Genomic DNA, 19,037 nt, shown 5'->3' on the forward strand with positions numbered 1-19,037 from the left:
TGATAGTTCATCAATGTGAATACTGTCCTGAGAGCGATGGTTAACGCGCCGCGTCGGTCTGGATCCGGCCTCACCGGGCGGAACGATTGCAACCGTCAACATTCCGAACGCGCAATTCGGCTCGGCTCCCTAGCTGGCGGCGACCCGGCGCACGTTCGGTCTTGGTCTTGCCGTGAAGGAATTGAGCTTCTCCAGATCGAAGTTCCGCGCAAACTCGATTCCTGCGCGTTTCGTGTCCGACCAGCGCACTGTGCTATGAAACATCTGACCTTCGATGACTTCGATCCGCACGGTGGCGCCAACTTCGACATCTCTCAGGCCTTCAACCATCGCGCCGGTAGCCGATATGTTGCGGATCAGACCCTTGGAAACCCGGCCATCCACCTCGACTGAGACAGAACGGAGCAGGCGTTTGCGCGGGCTGCGGCTTGCCTGATGGCCTTCTGCCTTGGCAACGCCGGCACCTTCGCCCAGCTGTTCCACTACCGCGTCATGCGGCATCGGCTTGCCGTAGATATAACCCTGGATGTGTGAGCAACCCAATTGTTTGACCAGCTCGATCTCGTCTTTCAGTTCGACGCCCTCAGCCGTGGTTTCCATATCCAGTGTTTCGGCCAGCGAGACGATTGACTTGATGATTGCAGCATTGCGATTGCCGACCACGGCGGCGCCGCGAATGAAGGATTGATCGATCTTGATCTTGTCGAACGGCGCGGTTTTCAAATAGCCGAGCGCGGAATAGCCGGTTCCGAAATCATCCAGTGCGAGACGCACGCCGATCCGCTTCAAGGTCTTGAACATCGTTGTCGTATCATTGTCCTCATCAAGGAAGACCGATTCAGTAAGTTCCAGTTCGAGTCTCTCAGGCTCGAGATTGGCATTGGTGAGGGCGCTCAACACGATTTCCGGGAACTTCGGATTGGCAAATTGGATCGGGGATACATTGACGGCCACGCGCGCCGGAGATGGCCATTTGGCCGCATCTTCGCAGGATTTTCGCAACACCCACTCGCCGATCTGCTCGATCAGGCGAATATCTTCGGCAACCGGCACAAAATCTTCCGGAGAGATCGGGCCGCGGGCTGGATGATTCCAGCGGACGAGCGCTTCATAGCCAACAATCTTCTCATTCGCCGTGCTGACCTGAGCTTGATAGGCGACCGCCAGTTCGTCTTTTGAGAGCGCCACCCGCAGATCGTCTTCGAGCCGTTTGCGCTGCTTGGCACCGGCGTGCATTTCCGCTTGGTAGAAACGATGCACGCCGCGGCCGTCGGCTTTGGCAGCGTAAAGCGCGAGATCGGCGTTGCGGACGAGTTCGTCCGACGTGTCACCATTGGCAGGCGCGATGGCAATCCCGATTGAGCAGCCAATCGTTAGCGAGTTTCCGTTGATCATATAGGGTTGTGATAACTCGCTAATAATCTGGCGGGCGAGGTCGGTCAGCGGGTCGGGATTGACGAGATCGGGCAGCACGACTTCGAATTCGTCACCGCCCAACCGGCCGACTAAGCCCCGGTCACCAACCACCCGGAAGAGGCGCTGCGAGGCTTGTTTCAACAGTTCATCGCCGACCGGATGGCCCAACGTATCATTGACTGCCTTGAACCGATCGAGATCGAGCAGCATGAGCGCTGCCTCGGCCGGACGTCCGCCCTTCTCTTCGAGCGATCGAGAAAGCGCCAGCTGCATTTCCTGTCGGTTTGCAAGGCCAGTCAGCGAGTCATAACGGGCGAGGCGAGTGGCTTCCGCCTGGGATCGGCGCTTCTCGGTCAGGTCAGTGCCGCTGCCGGCATAGCCGCGAAATTGTCCGATCTCATCGATGACGGGATGGCCCGAAATCGCCCACCACAACTCTTCGTCATCAACTGCTGCACGAACTTCGACATCCTTAAATGCGCTACGCGTGGATAGATGAAATCCCAGGGCGCGCTCTCCGTCCTCCGCACCGCCCTGATGGCGAATGATCGTGGCAAAAGGCTGGCCGATTATCTCGGCCCGGGGCCGCTTCAATGCAGCGATCAGCTTGGGAGACAGATAGACGATTTTCCCGCTGCGATCGGTCTCCCAGAACCAACCGCCGCCATTGGCTTCAAATCCCGCCAGCAACCGATTGGCCCGATATGCGCTCGCATCATTGCGCGCACGATCACGGACTTGCTTCTGTTCGATCCGCACCGTCCGGACCCCGGCCAGCCAAAAACATATGAAACAGGCTAGTCCGATAACGACTATCGTGACCTCAGCTGAGAGGATGCTAGCGGTCACGATAGCCGAAATGATGAAAGCAAAAGCTGCCGCATGGATCGGTGCAAGCGCAAACAGCAGCAACAGCCCGGCCATGCCGAGTGCAACCAGGAACAAGATCCCGATCGTCATTTGAGCGAGTAAGGCAATCTCGAATGCGCCAAAGGTGAAGCACAGGCCGAGCAAGGCGGCCGCTGGTACGGTTCCTCGAATGAGAAGATGGGGCGGGCTGCGCTCGAATGTCGGGCTCCGCGAGAACAGCAGCATGGCAGCGCTGACCGCCAGGCCGGTGCCGGAAAAGGCGGTGGCCCATCCTCCGACCACAAATGTCTGAAGTCCAAAAGTGGCGGTGAGAATGAGCGCGAGAGAGACGAATTGTGCGGTGACGATCGCGGGCAGCATTGCCGCTGCCCGTCGCAAAAGAGCGATCTGAGAGTCTGTTTCGTAGGCGTTATCAGCCTGCGTAACCCCCAAACTTACTGCCAAGCCGTGCCGCCCAACATCCTCAGATGCTGAGATAATAGACCGCACGTCCATATCTGCGATGTAGCGCAACCCTATGAATAATTTCCTGAAATGGGTGGTTAATGCATGACGCCAGGGTGGGGAGGCATTGTCGCCTGGCATTAGCGCGATTGCGCTTGCACGCGCGCGCGCCTCTATCCTACACCAGTGTTGGAGCGGTTAGAGACAAGAGGATCAGAGCATGGCGAGAGTGGCAATAGTTACCGGCGGTACACGCGGGATCGGTGAAGCGATCAGTGTTGCCTTGAAGGATCAGGGGATGAATGTGGTCGCCAACTATGGCGGCAATGACGAACGGGCGCGCGAGTTCACTGCGCGTACCGGGATCGCGGCGCGCAAGTGGGATGTCGGCGACTTTGATGCGTGCCAGGAAGGGTGTGCAAATGTCGCCGAAGAAATCGGCCAGGTTGATGTGCTTGTTAATAATGCCGGCATTACGCGAGACGGCACGCTTGCCAAGATGAGCTATGAGGATTGGCACGAAGTGATGCGCGTTAATCTGGGCGGTTGCTTTAACATGGCCAAGGCCTGTTTCCCCGGGATGCGCGAACGCAGCTGGGGCCGGATCGTCAACATCGGATCGATCAATGGGCAAGGTGGCCAATATGGCCAGGTCAATTATGCGGCGGCCAAATCCGGCATCCATGGATTTACCAAGGCGCTGGCACAGGAAGGTGCCAAGGCGGGCGTAACGGTCAATGCACTGGCACCGGGATATATCGATACAGACATGGTGGCCGCTGTTCCTGAACCGGTGCTGGAGAAGATCGTCGCCAAGATCCCGGTCGGTCGACTGGGTCAAGCCGGCGAGATTGCGCGCGGCGTTGCCTTTCTCTGTTCCGAAGAAGCCGGCTTTGTCACCGGATCGACCATGTCGATCAATGGTGGCCAGCACATGTATTAGGCGCAGCTCTGAGCGTGGTTATATAAGGGCGTGGATATCTTTCAGCCGCCCATCAAGCGCAGTGTCACGATTGCCGGGCATCAGACCTCGATTACGCTCGAGCCGCTTTTCTGGGACGCGCTCGAGCAAGCCGCGGCCGACGCGTCGCTCCCGCTCAATGCGCTGGTCGCGCAGATTGACGCGGACCGGCTGACGGTTGACGATCCGCCAAACCTGGCGAGCGCGATCAGGAGCTGGCTCTTTGTGCAGGCGACCCGCGACGACGCGTAACGGTTAAACTTCGCGGTTGAGAAGGATCCGCGCCTGGCCACCGATCTGTGCAAGCATCGCAGCGCTTGGCGCAGGGGCGAGGCGCGCCCGTTCGGTCAGCTCAATGAACTGTCGCACACGCTCTTCCTGGCGTACCAGCCAGCTCTCGACATCGGCCACCGGATCGCTGGTCCGATTGCGCGCAAGAAAGTCGAGCCGCAACTGTTCGAAATCTCGGCTGAGGCCAGCGGCAAGCAGCCGTTCCCAAGGATCGCTGGTCTCGAAGCGCACAGCCGCCGCCTTCGCCCAATCGAGCCCCAGGGCTTCGCCAAGCCGCGTATAGGCCTTGGTGACATCCACCTCGCTCACTTCAAGTCGGGCAGCAAGGGTTGAGGTGCCGACAGCGCCATCCAGTTCGAAAAGGCGCACAATCCGCTCGAGCAGCGCAGGCTCGACGGATATGTCGGCCAGATGATCGCGGAGTCCGGCAGCCTGGTGCCGCGCTTCTTCCTTGAGAAGATCGTGCGCAGACTCGTCGAGGCGCTTGATGCCGGGCGCGAGCAGTTCGGCGATGACGCTGGGCATCGTCGTCGCATCGCTATTGCGCAATATGTCTGACAAGTGGATCAGCACATTCATCTGCGCGCTGGCGAAGAGCCGGAATCGGTCGGATTCGCTGACGTCTGCCGTTTCTATGGCCTGCCACAGGGTTTCCAGATCAAATAGCGCATCGGCCGCATAATAGGCATTGGCAACCTGGGCCAGACCCACACCTTCTTCTTCGGCTAATTCAAATGGCGCAATTATCCCTATTCGGTTAATAACCTTATTGGCGATTTTTGTGGCAACAATTTCACGTCTCAGGCGATGTTCGTCAATGGATTCCCCGAACCTCTCCTGCATCGGCTTTGGGAAGGCCGCGTGCAAAACCGGTTCAAGCAGCGGATCATCGGGCAATTCGGTCGTTTCCACAGCCGCTTGCAGGTTCAGTTTGGCATGGGCGAGTAGAACAGACAGCTCGGGCCGGGTTAGCGCGCGATTTTCCTGTGCGCGCCGCAACAGTTCCTCATTGCTGTCCAGGCCCTCGACGTCGCGATCAATCTGTCCGCTCGCTTCGAGTATCTCGATGACGCGCACCTGGCTCGGCAAAGCGCCTGGGCCTTCATGCTCGGCCAACGACAGAGCAAGATTTTGAAGTCGATTATCTTCGAGCACCAACGTGCCGACCTCGTCGGTCATCTCGACCAGCAAAGCGTTACGGTCGTCAAACTCGAGCCGCCCTTCGAGCATCGCCCGGTTCAGCGGAATCTTGATATTGACCTCATTATCCGAGCAATCGACGCCGGCGCTGTTATCGATAAAGTCGGTATTGATCCGTCCACCATGCTGGGCGAACTCGATACGACCGGCCTGCGTTAGCCCGAGATTGGCGCCTTCACCGACTGCCTTGGCCCGCACATCGCGACCATTGACCCGCAGTTTGTCATTGGCCGGATCGCCGACTTCGCTATGCGCTTCATTCGACGCCTTGATGTACGTGCCGATGCCGCCGAACCAGATCAGGTCAATCTCGGCCTTGAGGATGGCCGATATCACTTCGGACGGGCGCATCTTCTCCTCGGACACACCCAGCATCTCCTGAATCTCAGGGGTGAGTGAAATCGACTTCAGGCTGCGCGAAAATACGCCGCCGCCTTTGGAGATCAGCTTCTCGTCATAATCCTCCCAGCTCGAACGCGGCAGTTCGAACATCCGCTTGCGTTCCTCCCAGCTTGTCGCCGGGTCCGGATCCGGATCGAGGAAGATGTGGCGGTGATCAAATGCCGCGACGAGCTTGATGGCCTTGGACAATAGCATCCCATTGCCGAACACATCGCCGGACATGTCTCCGCAGCCGCCAACGCGGATCGGGTCGGTTTGCACGTCGATGCCGATTTCCAGGAAGTGGCGTTGGACGGAAATCCAGGCGCCCTTCGCCGTGATCCCCATCGCCTTATGGTCATAGCCATAGCCGCCGCCGCTCGCAAAGGCGTCGCCAAGCCAGAATTTGCGCTCCTGCGCGATGCCATTGGCCACGTCGGAGAAGCTCGCCGTGCCCTTATCTGCCGCGACAACGAAATAGGGGTCGTCATCGTCTCGGATGATTACGCGGTCAGGATGCACAACTTCATTCTCGACGAGATTATCCGTTACCGACAGGAGCGTGCGAATGAAAATACGATAGCTTTCCGTGCCTTCCGCGATCCAGGCGTCGCGATCTTCGGCCGGATTGGGCAGCGCTTTGGGAAAGAAACCGCCTTTTGCGCCGGTCGGCACGATCACAGCGTTTTTCACCAGCTGGGCCTTCATCAGGCCGAGAATTTCGGTCCGGAAATCATCACGCCGGTCGGACCAGCGCAGGCCGCCACGAGCGATCGGCCCGCCGCGCAGATGGATACCTTCTACGCGGGGGCTATATACCCAGATTTCGCGCCACGGGATCGGCGCAGGGAGGCCCGGAATGCCTGAACTGTCGAGCTTGAACGCAAGCGCTTCGGCGGCCGCGGGTGCAAAGGCATTGGTGCGAAGGCAGGCGGTCACTACCGCTCGGATCGCCCGCAGGATCGTATCGTCATCAATCGCGGCAACGTTCGTCAGTGCACTATCGATACGGCGATTGATTTTTGCAGCCTCGCTTTCACGGTCGCCGTCGAAGTCCGGATTGTGGAGTACATCGAACAGTTCGACGATCGAACGCGTAATCCCCGGCTCGTCGCGCAGCGTTTCAACCACTGTGGTCAGGCCGTAGCTCAGGCCCGTCTGCCGCAAATAACGGAACCAGGCCCGCAATAGAGTGACATCGCGCGGGTTGAGGCCAACCGAAATGATGAGCTGATTAAACTCGTCATTCTCTGCCCGGCCCTCCAGCACCGCGGACAGTGCGCCTTCCTTGACGCCAGCCCGGCTGATCAGCTCATCTAGATCGGGGACATCGTCAATCTCGAGCAGGAAATCATGGATATAACCGATCCGACCGCCTTCGAGCGCCGTCGGGATTTCTTCCAAAACACGGAAGCCAAAATCTTCGAGCACTGGGACCGTGTCGGACAGCGGGACTGAAGCCCCGCGCCGATAGAGTTTCAGGCGCAACTGTGATCCCTGATCACCTTCGAGGCGATAGAGGCGCACACCACGTTGATGATCGGTAAGCCCGCGAATGCGCAGGATATCCTTGGCGGCCTCTTCGGCCCCATAATTGCTACGATAGCCGTTCGGAAAGGCGCCGGCATAGGCAAGCGTAAGTCGCGCAGCCCGCGCTGACGGCACCCGTTCGCCCAATTCGGCTTCGACGGCCGGGATCCAGCCGCGCACCATAGCTTCGATTTCGGCATCAAGCGCTTCAGGGTCCGGGTTTTTCGGTTCTTCGCCAATGTCGAGCGTATATTGGATGAAGGCGAGATCGCCATCGCCTAGCTCGATCGACCAGCTGGAAATCATGGCACCGGTCGCCTCTTCCAGCCGAGCACCGATCGTGGTGCGCCGGGTTGTCGACATTTCGTCACGCGGCATCCAGACAAATGCAAACAGATGGCGCTGCATCGGTCCGCGAATGAGCAGCAGCTTCGGTCGTGGCCGATCGGCCAGCGACATCGCCGTGAGCGCCGCCTGTTTCAGCGATTCTTCGTCAAAGGCGATGAGGATATCGTGCGGGAGACGCGAGAGCGCATGTTCCAGCGCCTTTCCGGCATGGGTCTTGGGATCGAAGCCCAATCCCGCTTCGAGAGCCGCCAGTCGTTCGCGCAGAACCGGGACTTTATCGGCGGGTTCGTTGAGCGCCGCGCTCGTCCATAGCCCAGCATGGATGGAGAGCTTCGTTAGTTCGCCATTTTCGTAGATCGGCGTAATCGCCAGATCGAGCGGAACGCGGCGGTGAACGGTTGCAATCCGGTCTGCCTTGGACATGAGCGGCGCGGTGCCGCCATTTTCGAAATAACCAAATGCCGCTTCGCGCGTTCGCTGGTTCCAACAGGACGGACCCGCTGTACCGAATATACCGAGCCCGGTCTCGCGCGCACCGTGCCGGTCTTCAACATAATGGCCGACCTGTGTGAAATGATGATCGGCAAACCAGCTCAGCAACGCCTTGCCTTCTTCACTATCGACACCGTCGGCGTCGGCGCGCATCCGGTCCTGGAGCGCTGGCCAGTCGCGCACGGCCGCCCGGACATCGACGAGAACCTGATGCACATCGGCGAGCAGTTCGAGCCGGGTCCGCGCGTCGGCGCGATCAACTTCCAGATAGACTATCGATTCCCGCAACGCATCGGCGCTATCGCTGCCAAGTTCGACGAGCTTATGCTTCTGGTTGCGCGTTACCGCGACAATGGGATGCAGCAATCGCATCACGGTCAGACCATGGGCGCCAACTGCACCGGTGATCGAATCCACGATAAACGGCATGTCGTCATTGATGATCGCCATCCGCATGAAGCGGCGGCCGGTATCGTCGGTGATTGATTCCAGCCGGACCTCGGGCGTGTCGGGTACGCGTTTTGCTGCCGCGCTGGCCACAAAACGTGCCGCTTCCTCAGCCTCGTCCTTGCTGAAATTGGTGGTTTCCCCCGGGAGCGCGCCACGGACAAGTGCGTCCGCAATGGCGGCAATAAAGGGCTCGGTCTGCTCGTCTTTGTGCGAGTCGTTCGGAACCTGGTTCATGGGCGGCATATGCGCCCCAAAAAGACGCTACTCAAGCTTTGTGTAGCGGTCCGTTTTCAATTGAAATTGGCTGCGATTGTGCGGCCTCGGCAAATTAGCCGGCCGTTTTGCGAATGGCCTTTGCGGTCAGGGCGGCATCTTCGGGAACCACGCCAATGATCGCCAGGCGGCCATCGGGCAGGCGGCGGGCCATCAGCAGGGCAAATTCCGCATTGCTGTCGCCATCGTCATCCAGCTCGACATAGGCCTGGACCGGCGCATTGCGCAGCGTTTCGCGCGCGTCTTCCAGCTTGTCCGGTTTGGAGGCCGGTCGGCGCGCGGCACGTTCCTCGGCAACAACGGCCTTCAGGCCGCCCCTATGTCCTTTGAGGAAATCGGCAAAAGTCCCGGCGGCAATATGTTCGCGCTTGGCGAAAGACAGGGCGCAGGCAAATTCCGTCAGCCGGGTTTTGTCATAATCGACGCCGAAGACGAGCTTGGCAATCGGGGTCATCGGTGCGCGTTCCTGGATCGTGATACCGGCATCGTCCAGGATCTCGGCATAGGCTTCCGGTTCAGCGTCGGCGCCAATCGCGAAATCATGGGCACGGCCAAGCGCCTCATAGAGCGCTGCCCGGCTGCGCTGGTCGGCGGTCCGCGCTTCGGCTGCAGATTCGCGGGCGGCTACGAGGAAGTCGACGAGCGTTTCGGGCTCTTCAACCTGAGCATCGAGCGCCGCGATTGGATCGTCCGGCGCAACATCGCTGGCCGTAAAGTTCGGTGCGTCATCGGCGGGGACAAAATTGCCACTCGGGCCATCCGCCCAGACCGGGCCGGCATCACCGGTTTCATTCGGCTGGTCCTGCAGGGCCTGGTCGACGGCGCTTGCCAGTTCGGCCTGGGTCCGCTGGTCAACCACCTCTTTCCAGTTGATCACACCATAGATGAAATCGATGGTGTCATTGTCCGATGAGAAGGGCATCAGGATGCCGCGGTACATCATGTTGACGTCGCGATGATTTTCAAACTCGGCTTCAAATCCAACCGGGGCCTGGTTGGCGATGATCTGCATATAGTGATCGGTCAGCCGGGAGAGCAGCGAGCGGGGCGGGACATCGGAGATGCTTTCGATATCGTCAGCGACATCGCATTCACCGCGCAGCGCGCCACCCAGCCAGGTGATGATCGGATCGCTTACGCCACCTGTGAAATCGAGCAATACGCTGTTCGGGCCAAAATCGCCGATTGCAGCCGGATCGAGATCCTCGATCGACGGATAGGCATTGTCCTTGAGCAGCGATGCCCAATGGTTATAGGCGCGGACATGCATGCGACGCTCATCGGTACCGACTTCCGGCGGTGCCTCGATCGCAGCATTGCCATCGTCTTCGGAAAAGCCGGGCTCTTCGGAATCAAAAGGCTGAGGATTGTCCATAACGTGTCTGCCCCCGCAGAATTGGTTTACGTAAGCCTTATGCACGGTGATGGTTTACGAACCGTAAACCTTAATCTGTAAGTAGAGCCGCGGATCAGGCGAATGTTACGGCTTGTTTCGCGCATCTGCACTTGGTAAGGGCCAGCGCCCATCCAAGGGATCGTGCCGCTTTAGCTCAGCTGGTAGAGCATCGCATTCGTAATGCGGAGGTCGCGTGTTCGAGTCACGCAAGCGGCACCACGATCTTTTTCCATATTTATCAAAATCTTAATTATCTCGATGCGCACCTGTGAGGCCAGGTATTGCGCAAGTCCTGGGGCTCGCGCGCTCCTGTTCGGGACCGGCGGTGAATGTATCGCCATTTCCGCCTGCACCGCCAAATCGATCGATCGGCAGGTGGATGTGGACAAGTCGCACCGTGCGTCTTGCTAATCCGTGTACTGCAATCGGGCGGTTACATTTGGGAGTGCCGACGGACAGGAGAGCGCAATGATGGCCGGATGGATCGGAATTCTGGGCTTGCTGGCCGGGCTCGCCCTGCTCATCATCCTTGCGCTGCGCGGTGTGAATATTCTGCTGGCATCCATCCTGTGCACCTTGATCGTCATTATCACCAACGCACTGCCCTTCGCCGAGAGCCTGACCAATGACTATATCTCCGGCGATCTCGGTGCGTTCACCTTTGCCGGCCGCTTCTTCTTCCTGTTCGCCGCAGGCGCGGTTTTCGGACGCATCATGGGCGAAACCCATGCGGCCACCAGCATTGCCATGGCGCTTGTAAACCGGCTGGGCGCGCATCGCACATTGTGGATCACCGTCCTGTCTTGCGCGCTGCTGACCTATGGCGGGGTGGTCGTGTTCGTGGTTATCTTTGCGATGTATCCGCTGGGGCTCAGATTGCTGAAAGAGGCGGATATTCCCAAACGCTTGTTCTGCGGGGCACTCGCCCTGGGCGCCGGAACCTTCACGCTCACCGCGCTGCCCGGTACGCCGTCGATCCATAATGTCATCCCCTCGGTGGCTTTGGGCACCGATCTTTTTGCCGGGGCGTGGCTCGGCCTGTTTGGCGGCACGATCATGTTTGTGCTCGGCATGTGGTATCTCGAACGCGAGCGGATCAAGGCCCGCGCCGCGGGGGAAACCTTCGTCGCTGGCGCGCATGACAATATTCCGGACCTTGAATCGATTGCCCATGATTTGCCGCCCTGGTGGCTCGCGATCGCACCGCTGTTCGCAGTCATCGCAACAATCCTGATGCCAAGGCTGTTGATCGGAACGGAGTTTGGAGCGGGCAATCGCCTCATTCAGTTCGCCAATGCCCAACCGATTATCTGGCCCTCTATTGCGCTCATCCTGGGAAGCCTCTTGGCACTGGCGATGTTCAAGATCGGGCGGCGGCAACCGCTCAAACTGATGGGTGAGGGGATGCAGGACTCGATCCTTCCACTGATGGCGACATCGGCAGTGGTCGGGTTTGGAGGCGTTGTCGTCCGGACGAGCGGGTTTGAAACCTTCACGACCGCGATGGTCGAAGCGAATGTCCATCCGCTCATTTCCATGTTTGCATCGATCAGCACGGTTTCGGGAATCACCGGATCTGCATCGGGCGGATTGCAGATTTTCATGGCGACGCTGTCTGACCAATATCTCGCCATGGGCATCGCCCCTGAAGAGCTGCATCGATTGGTTGCGATGGCGAGCGGCGGCTTTGACTCGCTGCCACATTGCGGCGCTGTGATCGCCATGCTCACCGTTGTCGGTCTCACCCATAAACAGGGCTATAAGGATGTTGGTGTGGTCACGGTTCTCGTGCCGGTGGTCGCCACGCTAGCCACCATTGGAATGGCGATGCTGTTCTGAGTCATTCATCGAAGAAAGACAGTTATGGCCGCAATAATGTCTAGACGAACTTCAGCATTCGCCAGCGTGATGGCTGTCACGCTTGCCGGTTTTCTGGTCGCAGGGTTTGGAACGGTGCGCGTCGGCGGCCAGAATGCGGAGCATGGGCGGATAACCCGGCACGCGCTGAGCTGCGCGGCAACGGATCCAATCGCCGATTGTTTTGACGAAGATACGATCGACAGCCTGGCCGGATCTCTCGGAGATTTTGGCGCTGTCGGGGCGCCTGACCGCGGTCGCGGAATGCTGACATCATACGCGCATTGCAGCGGCGGCGATTATCTCGATGTGCCAGGCTATCCGCGCAGCCGATCCGAAGCGGCGGCGATACTCACCGAGTGCCGGGACTATATGATGGAGAATATGGACCATGCGGTCCGCGATGCCGCGGACCTTCTGGACAGCGATGGCAATATTCGATCCAGCCAGATCCCAGGATTTATTTCCTGCACCTATGCCGGCAGCGAACATGGACGGGCCAAGTGCAACATTCTCGCCCATCTCGGCCGCATACTGCACGCGGCGCAGGATTTCTACTCGCACAGTAACTGGGTGGATGGTGCCGATCCCGCGCGCCCGATTGGCGCGGACAATCCCCCAGGCCTCGGCAATAGCGGCAGGGCGGATTGGCTGGATCTTCGCCATGATACCCCGGCATTTCCAGAAGGTCTCATCTCTGGATGCTTTGACAATGCGTCATTTCTGGGAGAGCAGCGCGGATGTCTCTACGATCAGGACAGGGCGCACCGCGTCCGCCATCTCAATTTGAACAAGGATACCGGACAGATTGATCCGGTGATCGGCGCAGGGACCACAGAGCGCGGTGCTATTGGCACCAACTTTGAACGCGCTGTCCTGGCCGCTGTCGAAGACAGCGCCGACAAATGGGCGACATTTCGTGAGCGATTGATTGCAACCTATGGCGCGCAATGCGCCGAACGAATGATATGCGCGATCACGCATGACGACCCAACCGACGATTGTCCGTAACTGACGGGTCGCGGATTTTCTGCCGGAACTTTACAGGGAGGAAACTTCGCCGGAGGAGGAGGCTGAACCAGCAGATGCCGATGGCGGACGCGGGCCGCGCTAGTCGCGAATGCCGAGATAGCGGAAGGTCTGGCCGAGCGAATTGAAAATGCCATGGGCGAACACCAGCGGCAAAATGTTGCGGCGGCCGAACCAGATATAGAGCAGGGCAAAGGCGAATCCGCCCGCGCCCGAGATCAGGGCGCCATGCATGCCTTGATAATAGAAATGGCGGTAACCGAAAAAGACCGAGGAGAGGAAGGCGGCGGCGAGGTCAGCGCCCAGTCCGCCGCCCATGAGCCGGCTTGAGTGATCGATTACAAAGGCGCGGAACAAGAGTTCCTCAAAGAAGGAGCCATGTGTCCAGACGAGGAGCATGATGCCGATATAGGCGGCGAGATTGCCTTCGATATGATCAAACCGTCCGCTCGCGCCGACATCTTCGAAGAAATAGTCGGCGGCGAGCTGCATCGTCTGGGTGGCGATGATGAAGGCGGCCATGGTCAGCACAGTGAGGCCCGCAGTCTTGAGCCAGCTGGTCGGCCAGCGCAGGCCAAGATCGCGCCAGCCAAGCCCGCGTCGCCACAGCAGATAGGTCGCCACGGCCATCGCGCTGAAGGTCGAAGCGGGGCCAGCGTAGAGATAGCTATAAGGGAGCACCGATTGCTTCACGATCACCAGGACCGCGACGACGATCACCAGATCACGCAGCGCAGCCAGGTCCCATTTGCGCGGGCGCGCGGCACTGTCTTGTGGCGAAGTGTTCGGCAAAGAGATTGTCCCGGATTAGGTGTATTGCTTATCTAATACACGTCGACCGGATACGCAAGCGGCTCGGGGATTCTGCCGGTTTGCTTAGTCTCCGCGCGCTTCGGCCAGTTCTGCTGGGGTGATGCTGCCATTACTGTCGCCATCGACCTGGCTGAAAGCGCGGTCATAGGCGCCAAAGCGACGCACCATGCCGGCTCGGCCAATATCGTCTTCGGCATTGGCATCAATAAAGGCGCGAAATTCGCTCGCGTTCAATTCGCCATCATCATTGGCGTCGGACTGCTGGAAATTGGCGCGCGCTGCGGCGCGTTCAGCATCGCTGGACTGGGCCAATGCGGCACCGCCCGCCAGTAGAGCGGTGAGGGTGGTTGCGGCGAGGATTGTCTTATTCACTCTGCATTTCCTTCACTTGAGGGGGAGTCGTCTTCCTGCTCGTCTTCCTGTCCGTCTTCTGGGGCCCTAGCGGCCTCGATCTGGCCATGCACACGCAGGATAGCCGCGGCGATCTCCGCCGGCACCTCTTCCTGCAGGAAATGACCAGCATCGGTTTCAGTCACGCGCGCATCGGGGAATTGGCCCCGCATGACGGGCAGTCCCGGGCCAAGGATCGGATCGTTCATACCCCAGACAATCTCGGCCGGGATGTCCAGGCCACCGACATAGGCTTCGATCTCGCGCATTTGTTCCGAGCTCGGGTGATCGGGGCCATCGGGTACCATGCGCATCAGCGCTACTGGCGCCTTGGCATTGCCGCTTTCAAGGACGGGCCGGCCATAAAGGTCGAGCACATCGGCTGGCATTGACGCCGGATCGCCCTGCGCATCGGGCAAGCGATCGAAGATCGAGCCGAAGGTCTCGAGGATCAGTTCGCCAAGAACCGGAGTCTTGACCGTCGCATGGGCGGTCGAGAGATCGCGTTGCTCGGTTGGTGCAGTGAAGCCTGTGTTCATCACGACCGCACCGCGCAGCAGGTCTGGAGAGCGTGCCATGACGCCCATGCCCACCGGTCCGCCCCAATCCTGGCCGACATAGATGGCTTCTTCGATCTGCAATTGCTCAATCGCCGCCGTCATCCAGCGCATATGGTTCTCAAGCGTATGCTCGCTTGCCGGGACCTTGGTGGAGAAGCCGAGTCCGACCATTGTCGGCATGATCAGCCGGAACTGGTCACGCGGCAGCTCTTCGGCAACACGGCGGTAGAGGAAACCGGATGTCGGATTACCGTGCTGGAGATAAACGGGGTAGCCAGAGCCGACTTCGAGCACATGGATTTTGATGCCGGGTTCGACTTCAACGAAATAGCTCAGATAGTCTTCGGATACGAAAGCCGCAGCGTAATCGGGGAGTGGAAAGGCTTCGAAGTTGCCGGCATTAAGCTCGACAGTTCCTTCGCCGGTCGGCGTCACAACGGCCCCATCGCGGGTCACGACAAAGGACAGTATCGCTCCAGCCAGGAGCAGGATCGCAACCAGTATCAGCAGTTTCTTCATCATGCCTCACGTTCCCTTTTCAAGGGATCATATCAGATCAGCAGTGTCTGAAAAGCGACTCAGGCGGGTCCATTGCCGCAGCACGCCTGAACAGGAGATGGCCGCGTAGTTTAGTGATCCGAAGGTTCGCTCGCTCCACGCGGGACGCGAATGGAATCGACCAGCTTGCGAATCTCGATCGGCGGACTGGCTGTCATCCGCGACACGGCTATTGCCACGGCGAAATTGATCACCATGCCGATAATCCCGATGCCTTCTGGCGAAATGCCGAACAACCAATTGGCCGAGATATTCGCGTCCGGATTCCACAGCTTGAAATAGGCAATGTAAAGGAAGGTAAAGGCGAGACCCGTCACCATGCCGGCGATCGCACCCTCCTTGTTCATCCGCTTGGAGAAGATGCCCATGAAGATGGCCGGGAACAGGGATGCCGCTGCAAGGCCAAAGGCAAAGGCGACCACCTGCGCGACAAAGCCGGGCGGGTAGATTCCGAGATAGCCGGCCACGAGAATCGCGGCGGTTGCCGCTATCCGCGCCGCCATCAGCTCGCCTTTCTCGGTTATCTGTGGTCGGAATGTCTGTTTCAGCAGGTCATGGCTGATCGATGTCGAGATAACGAGCAACAATCCCGCAGCGGTCGATAGCGCGGCGGCAAGGCCGCCCGCTGCAACCAGCGCGATCACCCAGCCCGGAAGGTTGGCGATCTCCGGATTGGCGAGAACCATGATATCGCGATCGACATAGACTTCATTCTCGCCCTCGGCAGCATCATTCGAAACGAGCCGCTCGCCCGATGCACCGCGCTCCTCGGTGAAGACGGGTGCGCCTGCAAAGGCGTCGCCACTGCGATACTGCATCACACCATCGCCATTGCGGTCATTAAACGCGATCAGATCATTCGCTTCCCAATTGGTGAACCATTCGGGCGCGTCGGCATAGGATTGCTCATTGACCGTATCGACGAAATTGATCCGCGCGAAGGCGCCTACTGCTGGCGCGGTTGTATAGAGTAAAGCGATGAAGACCAGCGCCCAACCCGCTGATTTGCGGGCATCCCGGGCGCTCGGCACGGTGAAAAAGCGGACGATGACGTGCGGCAATCCGGCCGTGCCGACCATCAGCGCGGCGGTGATGCAGAATATGTCGATCATCGCCTTGGAGCCATCCGTATAGGCCGTGAAACCGAGATCGGTGAGCGTCGCATCAAGCTTTTCGAGCACATACATACCCGAGCCATCGGCGACGGTACTGCCCAGTCCGAACTGCGGAACCGGATTGCCGGTCACAAGGAAGCTGATGAAGAAGGCGGGGACCATATAAGCGAAGATCAGCACGCAATATTGTGCGACCTGAGTATAGGTGATGCCCTTCATCCCACCCAGCACGGCATAGACGAACACAATTCCCATGCCGATGATCACACCAAGATCAACCGGGACCTCGAGGAAGCGCGAAAAAACGATGCCAACGCCGCGCATCTGCCCGGCGATATAGGTGAAGGAAATAAAGATCAGGCAGATGACCGCGACCACGCGGGCGGCCTTGGAATAATATCGCGCGCCAATGAAATCGGGGACGGTATATTGGCCGAACTGGCGCAAATAGGGCGCGAGTAGCAGGGCCAGCATCACATAGCCGCCGGTCCAGCCCATCAGATAGACGCTGCCATCATAGCCTAGAAAGGCGATCAGCCCGGCCATTGAGATAAAGCTTGCCGCGCTCATCCAGTCGGCCGCCGTGGCCATGCCATTTACGACCGGGTTCACATGACCGTCCGCGACGTAGAACTCGCTGGTCGATCCGGCGCGGGAGGCTATGGCGATGCCGATGTAAAGCGCAAAGGATGCGCCGACGAACAGATAGATCAGGCTTTGGGTTTCCATCAGTCGTCATCAAGCCCGAAGCGATGTTCGATCTTCCGCATCTTGCGGACATAGATGACGATCAGCGCGATAAAGACATAGATGGAGCCCTGCTGGGCAAACCAAAAGCCGAGCGGATAGCCGCCGAGCGAGAATTGATCGAGAAACGGCCGGAAAAGGATGCCAGCGCCAAAGGAGACTATGAACCAGATGCTCATCAAGATGCTCAGCAGCCGGATATTGGCCCGCCAATAGGCGCTTTCGGTCGCGCTGGTGTCCCCATTCTGGGGGTCGCCAGCCTGGCTTTGCTCGTCGGACATAATCCGCCCCTCCCTTGCTGCGCCTCGGTCTATCGCCGCCAAGATCACATTATGTGGCTCTATCGATAGTCGAAATGACGCGAAATGACAGTAGGCATTTCGCTCCTGTGGGGGAGCTATGCGTTGGGTGGGGTTTTGCGCGTCGCTTCAGGCGCGGGGCTGTTCAGCGGAATCCGACAAGATCCGAGCAATTGCTCCCGTCAACTTATGCGCTGCTGCAATATCGAGCGATTCATCAGCCGACTGGAAATTGGCTTTCGGTCCTTTGATGCCTGTCATCAGAATCGGCGTAGCCTGAAACTCTTGCGCGAGGATCTCAATCTCCAGATAGGCGCCGCCGATCCGCCATCCAACGGCCTGATTGCCGAAACAGTCAAAGGATGCAGCATCAATGCTTTGCTGTAGCCACGCTGGCAGCGGGCCAGAATGCCAGCCCGGTGAGATGTTCGACGGGATGAACTCAACTCGGGCGTTTAGCGGCGGATCACTGACTAATGCTTCTTCTAGATTGGCGGCGGCCTCGATCCCGTCAAATTCCGGCGGCAATCGAACGGCAATATTGACGCTGACCTCGTCCGGCAATGTGCCACCCACCATACCCCCAGAGCGTAGGCCATGAATCTCGGCGATCGAAAGGCCGGCTTTGTGCACGGCCATCGGAGCTGCCGCTGTCAGATCGTCGGTAATACCGGGAATCGTTCGATCAACTTGAGCGGCGTCGAGAAAATAGCGCGCCGCAATCGCATCGGTTTCGGCGCCGCCGGTTGTGATATGCCCCAGGCTTTTGGCCTGCAGAGTATCAAGCGTGACCAAACCGGTCGAAAGATTACACACCCGGCTGAGCAAGTCGAAAGCAATGCCAATCGCTGTGGGGGCCAGCCCAGCAGCTCCGGAATGCGCCGGCTGAGCGAGCGCATTTACAGACAATGTACCTTCAACGACCCCGCGATAGCCTTGCATATACCATAGGCGATCATAATCAGCACAGATCGATTCCAGGAGGACGATCAAGCTTGGCTCATCGAATCGTTTGCGGACTTCTGGCAGGTAGCGTGGCAGATACATGCTGGCACTTTTCTCGGTCGTTTCGAGAAACAATATGCAGCGCGGGCGCTTTAGCTCGTGCTGCGCAAGGGTAGCCATGGCCGTAACGTAACAATAAGGCGCAAATCCGCCGTCTACACCGCCGCGACCAAACAGTTTTCCGTTGCGCAGCACCGGTTCATACCCAGAAGTTCCTTCGGACCATTCAGAGTCCGACGGATGTTTATCGAGATGTCCGTAGCACATTACGGTTGTATCGGTGGTTCCAGGAATGTCGATCACCAAGATCGGTGAATTCTCAATGATTTCAAGTGTATCTATACTGGTACCGTCAGGAGCATGGGTGATGGCCCAGTCACTGACATGTTTCAGCGCAGCGCGCGTGTTAGGCGCCGACTCGCCCTTCGGATCGAAGGCAGGTGACACGTTCTGGATACGGATAAACTCGCTAAGCGACGGGATCGCATCCTCGTCAAAGCGACGGCGAATATCGTCCATCAGATCGGAAACTAGGGTGGTCATGTCTAATTCCACTTGTCGGAAGTCGTGGCGTACTAGCGTCTATGCTTATGATGTGACATCGAAAATAGC

Annotated in this window: 13 protein-coding genes and 1 tRNA gene; 5 read left to right on the forward strand and 9 right to left on the reverse strand. The window is 58.8% G+C overall.

The genetic code is table 11. From position 1 onward, the window contains the following. Window positions 1–129 precede the first annotated feature (129 nt). Window positions 130–2,646 carry an EAL domain-containing protein gene (locus HFP51_RS13030; protein WP_176876148.1) on the reverse strand — a complete coding sequence of 839 codons (2,517 nt, stop codon included), beginning with the start codon at window positions 2,644–2,646 and terminating at the stop codon, window positions 130–132. A gap of 304 nt (window positions 2,647–2,950) precedes the next feature. On the opposite strand from HFP51_RS13030, the gene phbB reads away from it, so the two are divergent. Both phbB and HFP51_RS13040 read left to right on the forward strand, forming a co-directional pair. After that, complete coding sequence (gene phbB, locus HFP51_RS13035; protein WP_176876149.1) at window positions 2,951–3,673, forward strand: acetoacetyl-CoA reductase; 723 nt, start codon at window positions 2,951–2,953, stop codon at window positions 3,671–3,673. 30 nt (window positions 3,674–3,703) lie between these two features. Next, entirely contained in the window at window positions 3,704–3,943 is a 240-nt protein-coding gene (locus tag HFP51_RS13040) for a ribbon-helix-helix domain-containing protein (RefSeq protein WP_176876150.1), read from the forward strand. A gap of 3 nt (window positions 3,944–3,946) precedes the next feature. Here HFP51_RS13040 and HFP51_RS13045 read toward each other — a convergent pair whose 3' ends face one another. Both HFP51_RS13045 and HFP51_RS13050 read right to left on the reverse strand, forming a co-directional pair. Then, the gene (locus HFP51_RS13045) at window positions 3,947–8,617 is read right to left on the reverse strand and encodes an NAD-glutamate dehydrogenase domain-containing protein (RefSeq protein WP_255454671.1); all 4,671 of its coding nucleotides are present in this window, start codon (window positions 8,615–8,617) and stop codon (window positions 3,947–3,949) included. 94 nt (window positions 8,618–8,711) lie between these two features. Next, a complete protein-coding gene (locus HFP51_RS13050; RefSeq protein ID WP_176876152.1) occupies window positions 8,712–10,031 on the reverse strand; it encodes a hypothetical protein in 1,320 nt (439 codons plus the stop codon). A 164-nt stretch (window positions 10,032–10,195) separates the two neighbouring features. On the opposite strand from HFP51_RS13050, the gene HFP51_RS13055 reads away from it, so the two are divergent. The 3 genes from HFP51_RS13055 to HFP51_RS13065 all read left to right on the forward strand — a co-directional run bounded on the left by HFP51_RS13055 (window position 10,196) and on the right by HFP51_RS13065 (window position 12,920). Next, a tRNA-Thr gene (locus tag HFP51_RS13055) sits at window positions 10,196–10,271 on the forward strand. A 249-nt stretch (window positions 10,272–10,520) separates the two neighbouring features. Then, window positions 10,521–11,891 carry a GntP family permease gene (locus HFP51_RS13060; RefSeq protein ID WP_255454672.1) on the forward strand — a complete coding sequence of 457 codons (1,371 nt, stop codon included), beginning with the start codon at window positions 10,521–10,523 and terminating at the stop codon, window positions 11,889–11,891. Between the two features lie 36 nt (window positions 11,892–11,927). After that, the gene (locus tag HFP51_RS13065; RefSeq protein ID WP_176876153.1) at window positions 11,928–12,920 is read left to right on the forward strand and encodes a CinY protein; all 993 of its coding nucleotides are present in this window, start codon (window positions 11,928–11,930) and stop codon (window positions 12,918–12,920) included. Window positions 12,921–13,019: 99 nt separating this feature from the next. Here the strand turns inward: HFP51_RS13065 and HFP51_RS13070 are convergent, their stop codons facing one another. The 6 genes from HFP51_RS13070 to HFP51_RS13095 all read right to left on the reverse strand — a co-directional run bounded on the left by HFP51_RS13070 (window position 13,020) and on the right by HFP51_RS13095 (window position 18,968). Further along, on the reverse strand, window positions 13,020–13,730 hold the full coding sequence (locus HFP51_RS13070; protein ID WP_176876154.1) for a CPBP family intramembrane glutamic endopeptidase: 711 nt from the start codon (window positions 13,728–13,730) through the stop codon (window positions 13,020–13,022). 84 nt (window positions 13,731–13,814) lie between these two features. Further along, window positions 13,815–14,123 carry a hypothetical protein gene (locus HFP51_RS13075; RefSeq protein WP_176876155.1) on the reverse strand — a complete coding sequence of 103 codons (309 nt, stop codon included), beginning with the start codon at window positions 14,121–14,123 and terminating at the stop codon, window positions 13,815–13,817. After that, entirely contained in the window at window positions 14,120–15,223 is a 1,104-nt protein-coding gene (locus HFP51_RS13080; RefSeq protein ID WP_176876156.1) for an alpha/beta fold hydrolase, read from the reverse strand. The genes HFP51_RS13075 and HFP51_RS13080 overlap by 4 nt, the downstream gene beginning before the upstream one ends. Window positions 15,224–15,330: 107 nt before the next feature. Continuing rightward, window positions 15,331–17,103, reverse strand: a complete 1,773-nt coding sequence (locus HFP51_RS13085; RefSeq protein WP_176876157.1) for a sodium:solute symporter family protein — start codon at window positions 17,101–17,103, stop codon at window positions 15,331–15,333. Further along, entirely contained in the window at window positions 17,103–17,402 is a 300-nt protein-coding gene (locus HFP51_RS13090; RefSeq protein WP_176876158.1) for a DUF4212 domain-containing protein, read from the reverse strand. Before HFP51_RS13090 ends, HFP51_RS13085 begins: the two co-directional genes overlap by 1 nt. 147 nt (window positions 17,403–17,549) lie before the next feature. Further along, a complete protein-coding gene (locus HFP51_RS13095) occupies window positions 17,550–18,968 on the reverse strand; it encodes a M20/M25/M40 family metallo-hydrolase (RefSeq protein WP_176876159.1) in 1,419 nt (472 codons plus the stop codon). Between the last annotated feature and the right edge of the window lie 69 nt (window positions 18,969–19,037).

The organism is Parasphingopyxis sp. CP4, from assembly GCF_013378055.1.
Lineage (GTDB): Bacteria > Pseudomonadota > Alphaproteobacteria > Sphingomonadales > Sphingomonadaceae > Parasphingopyxis.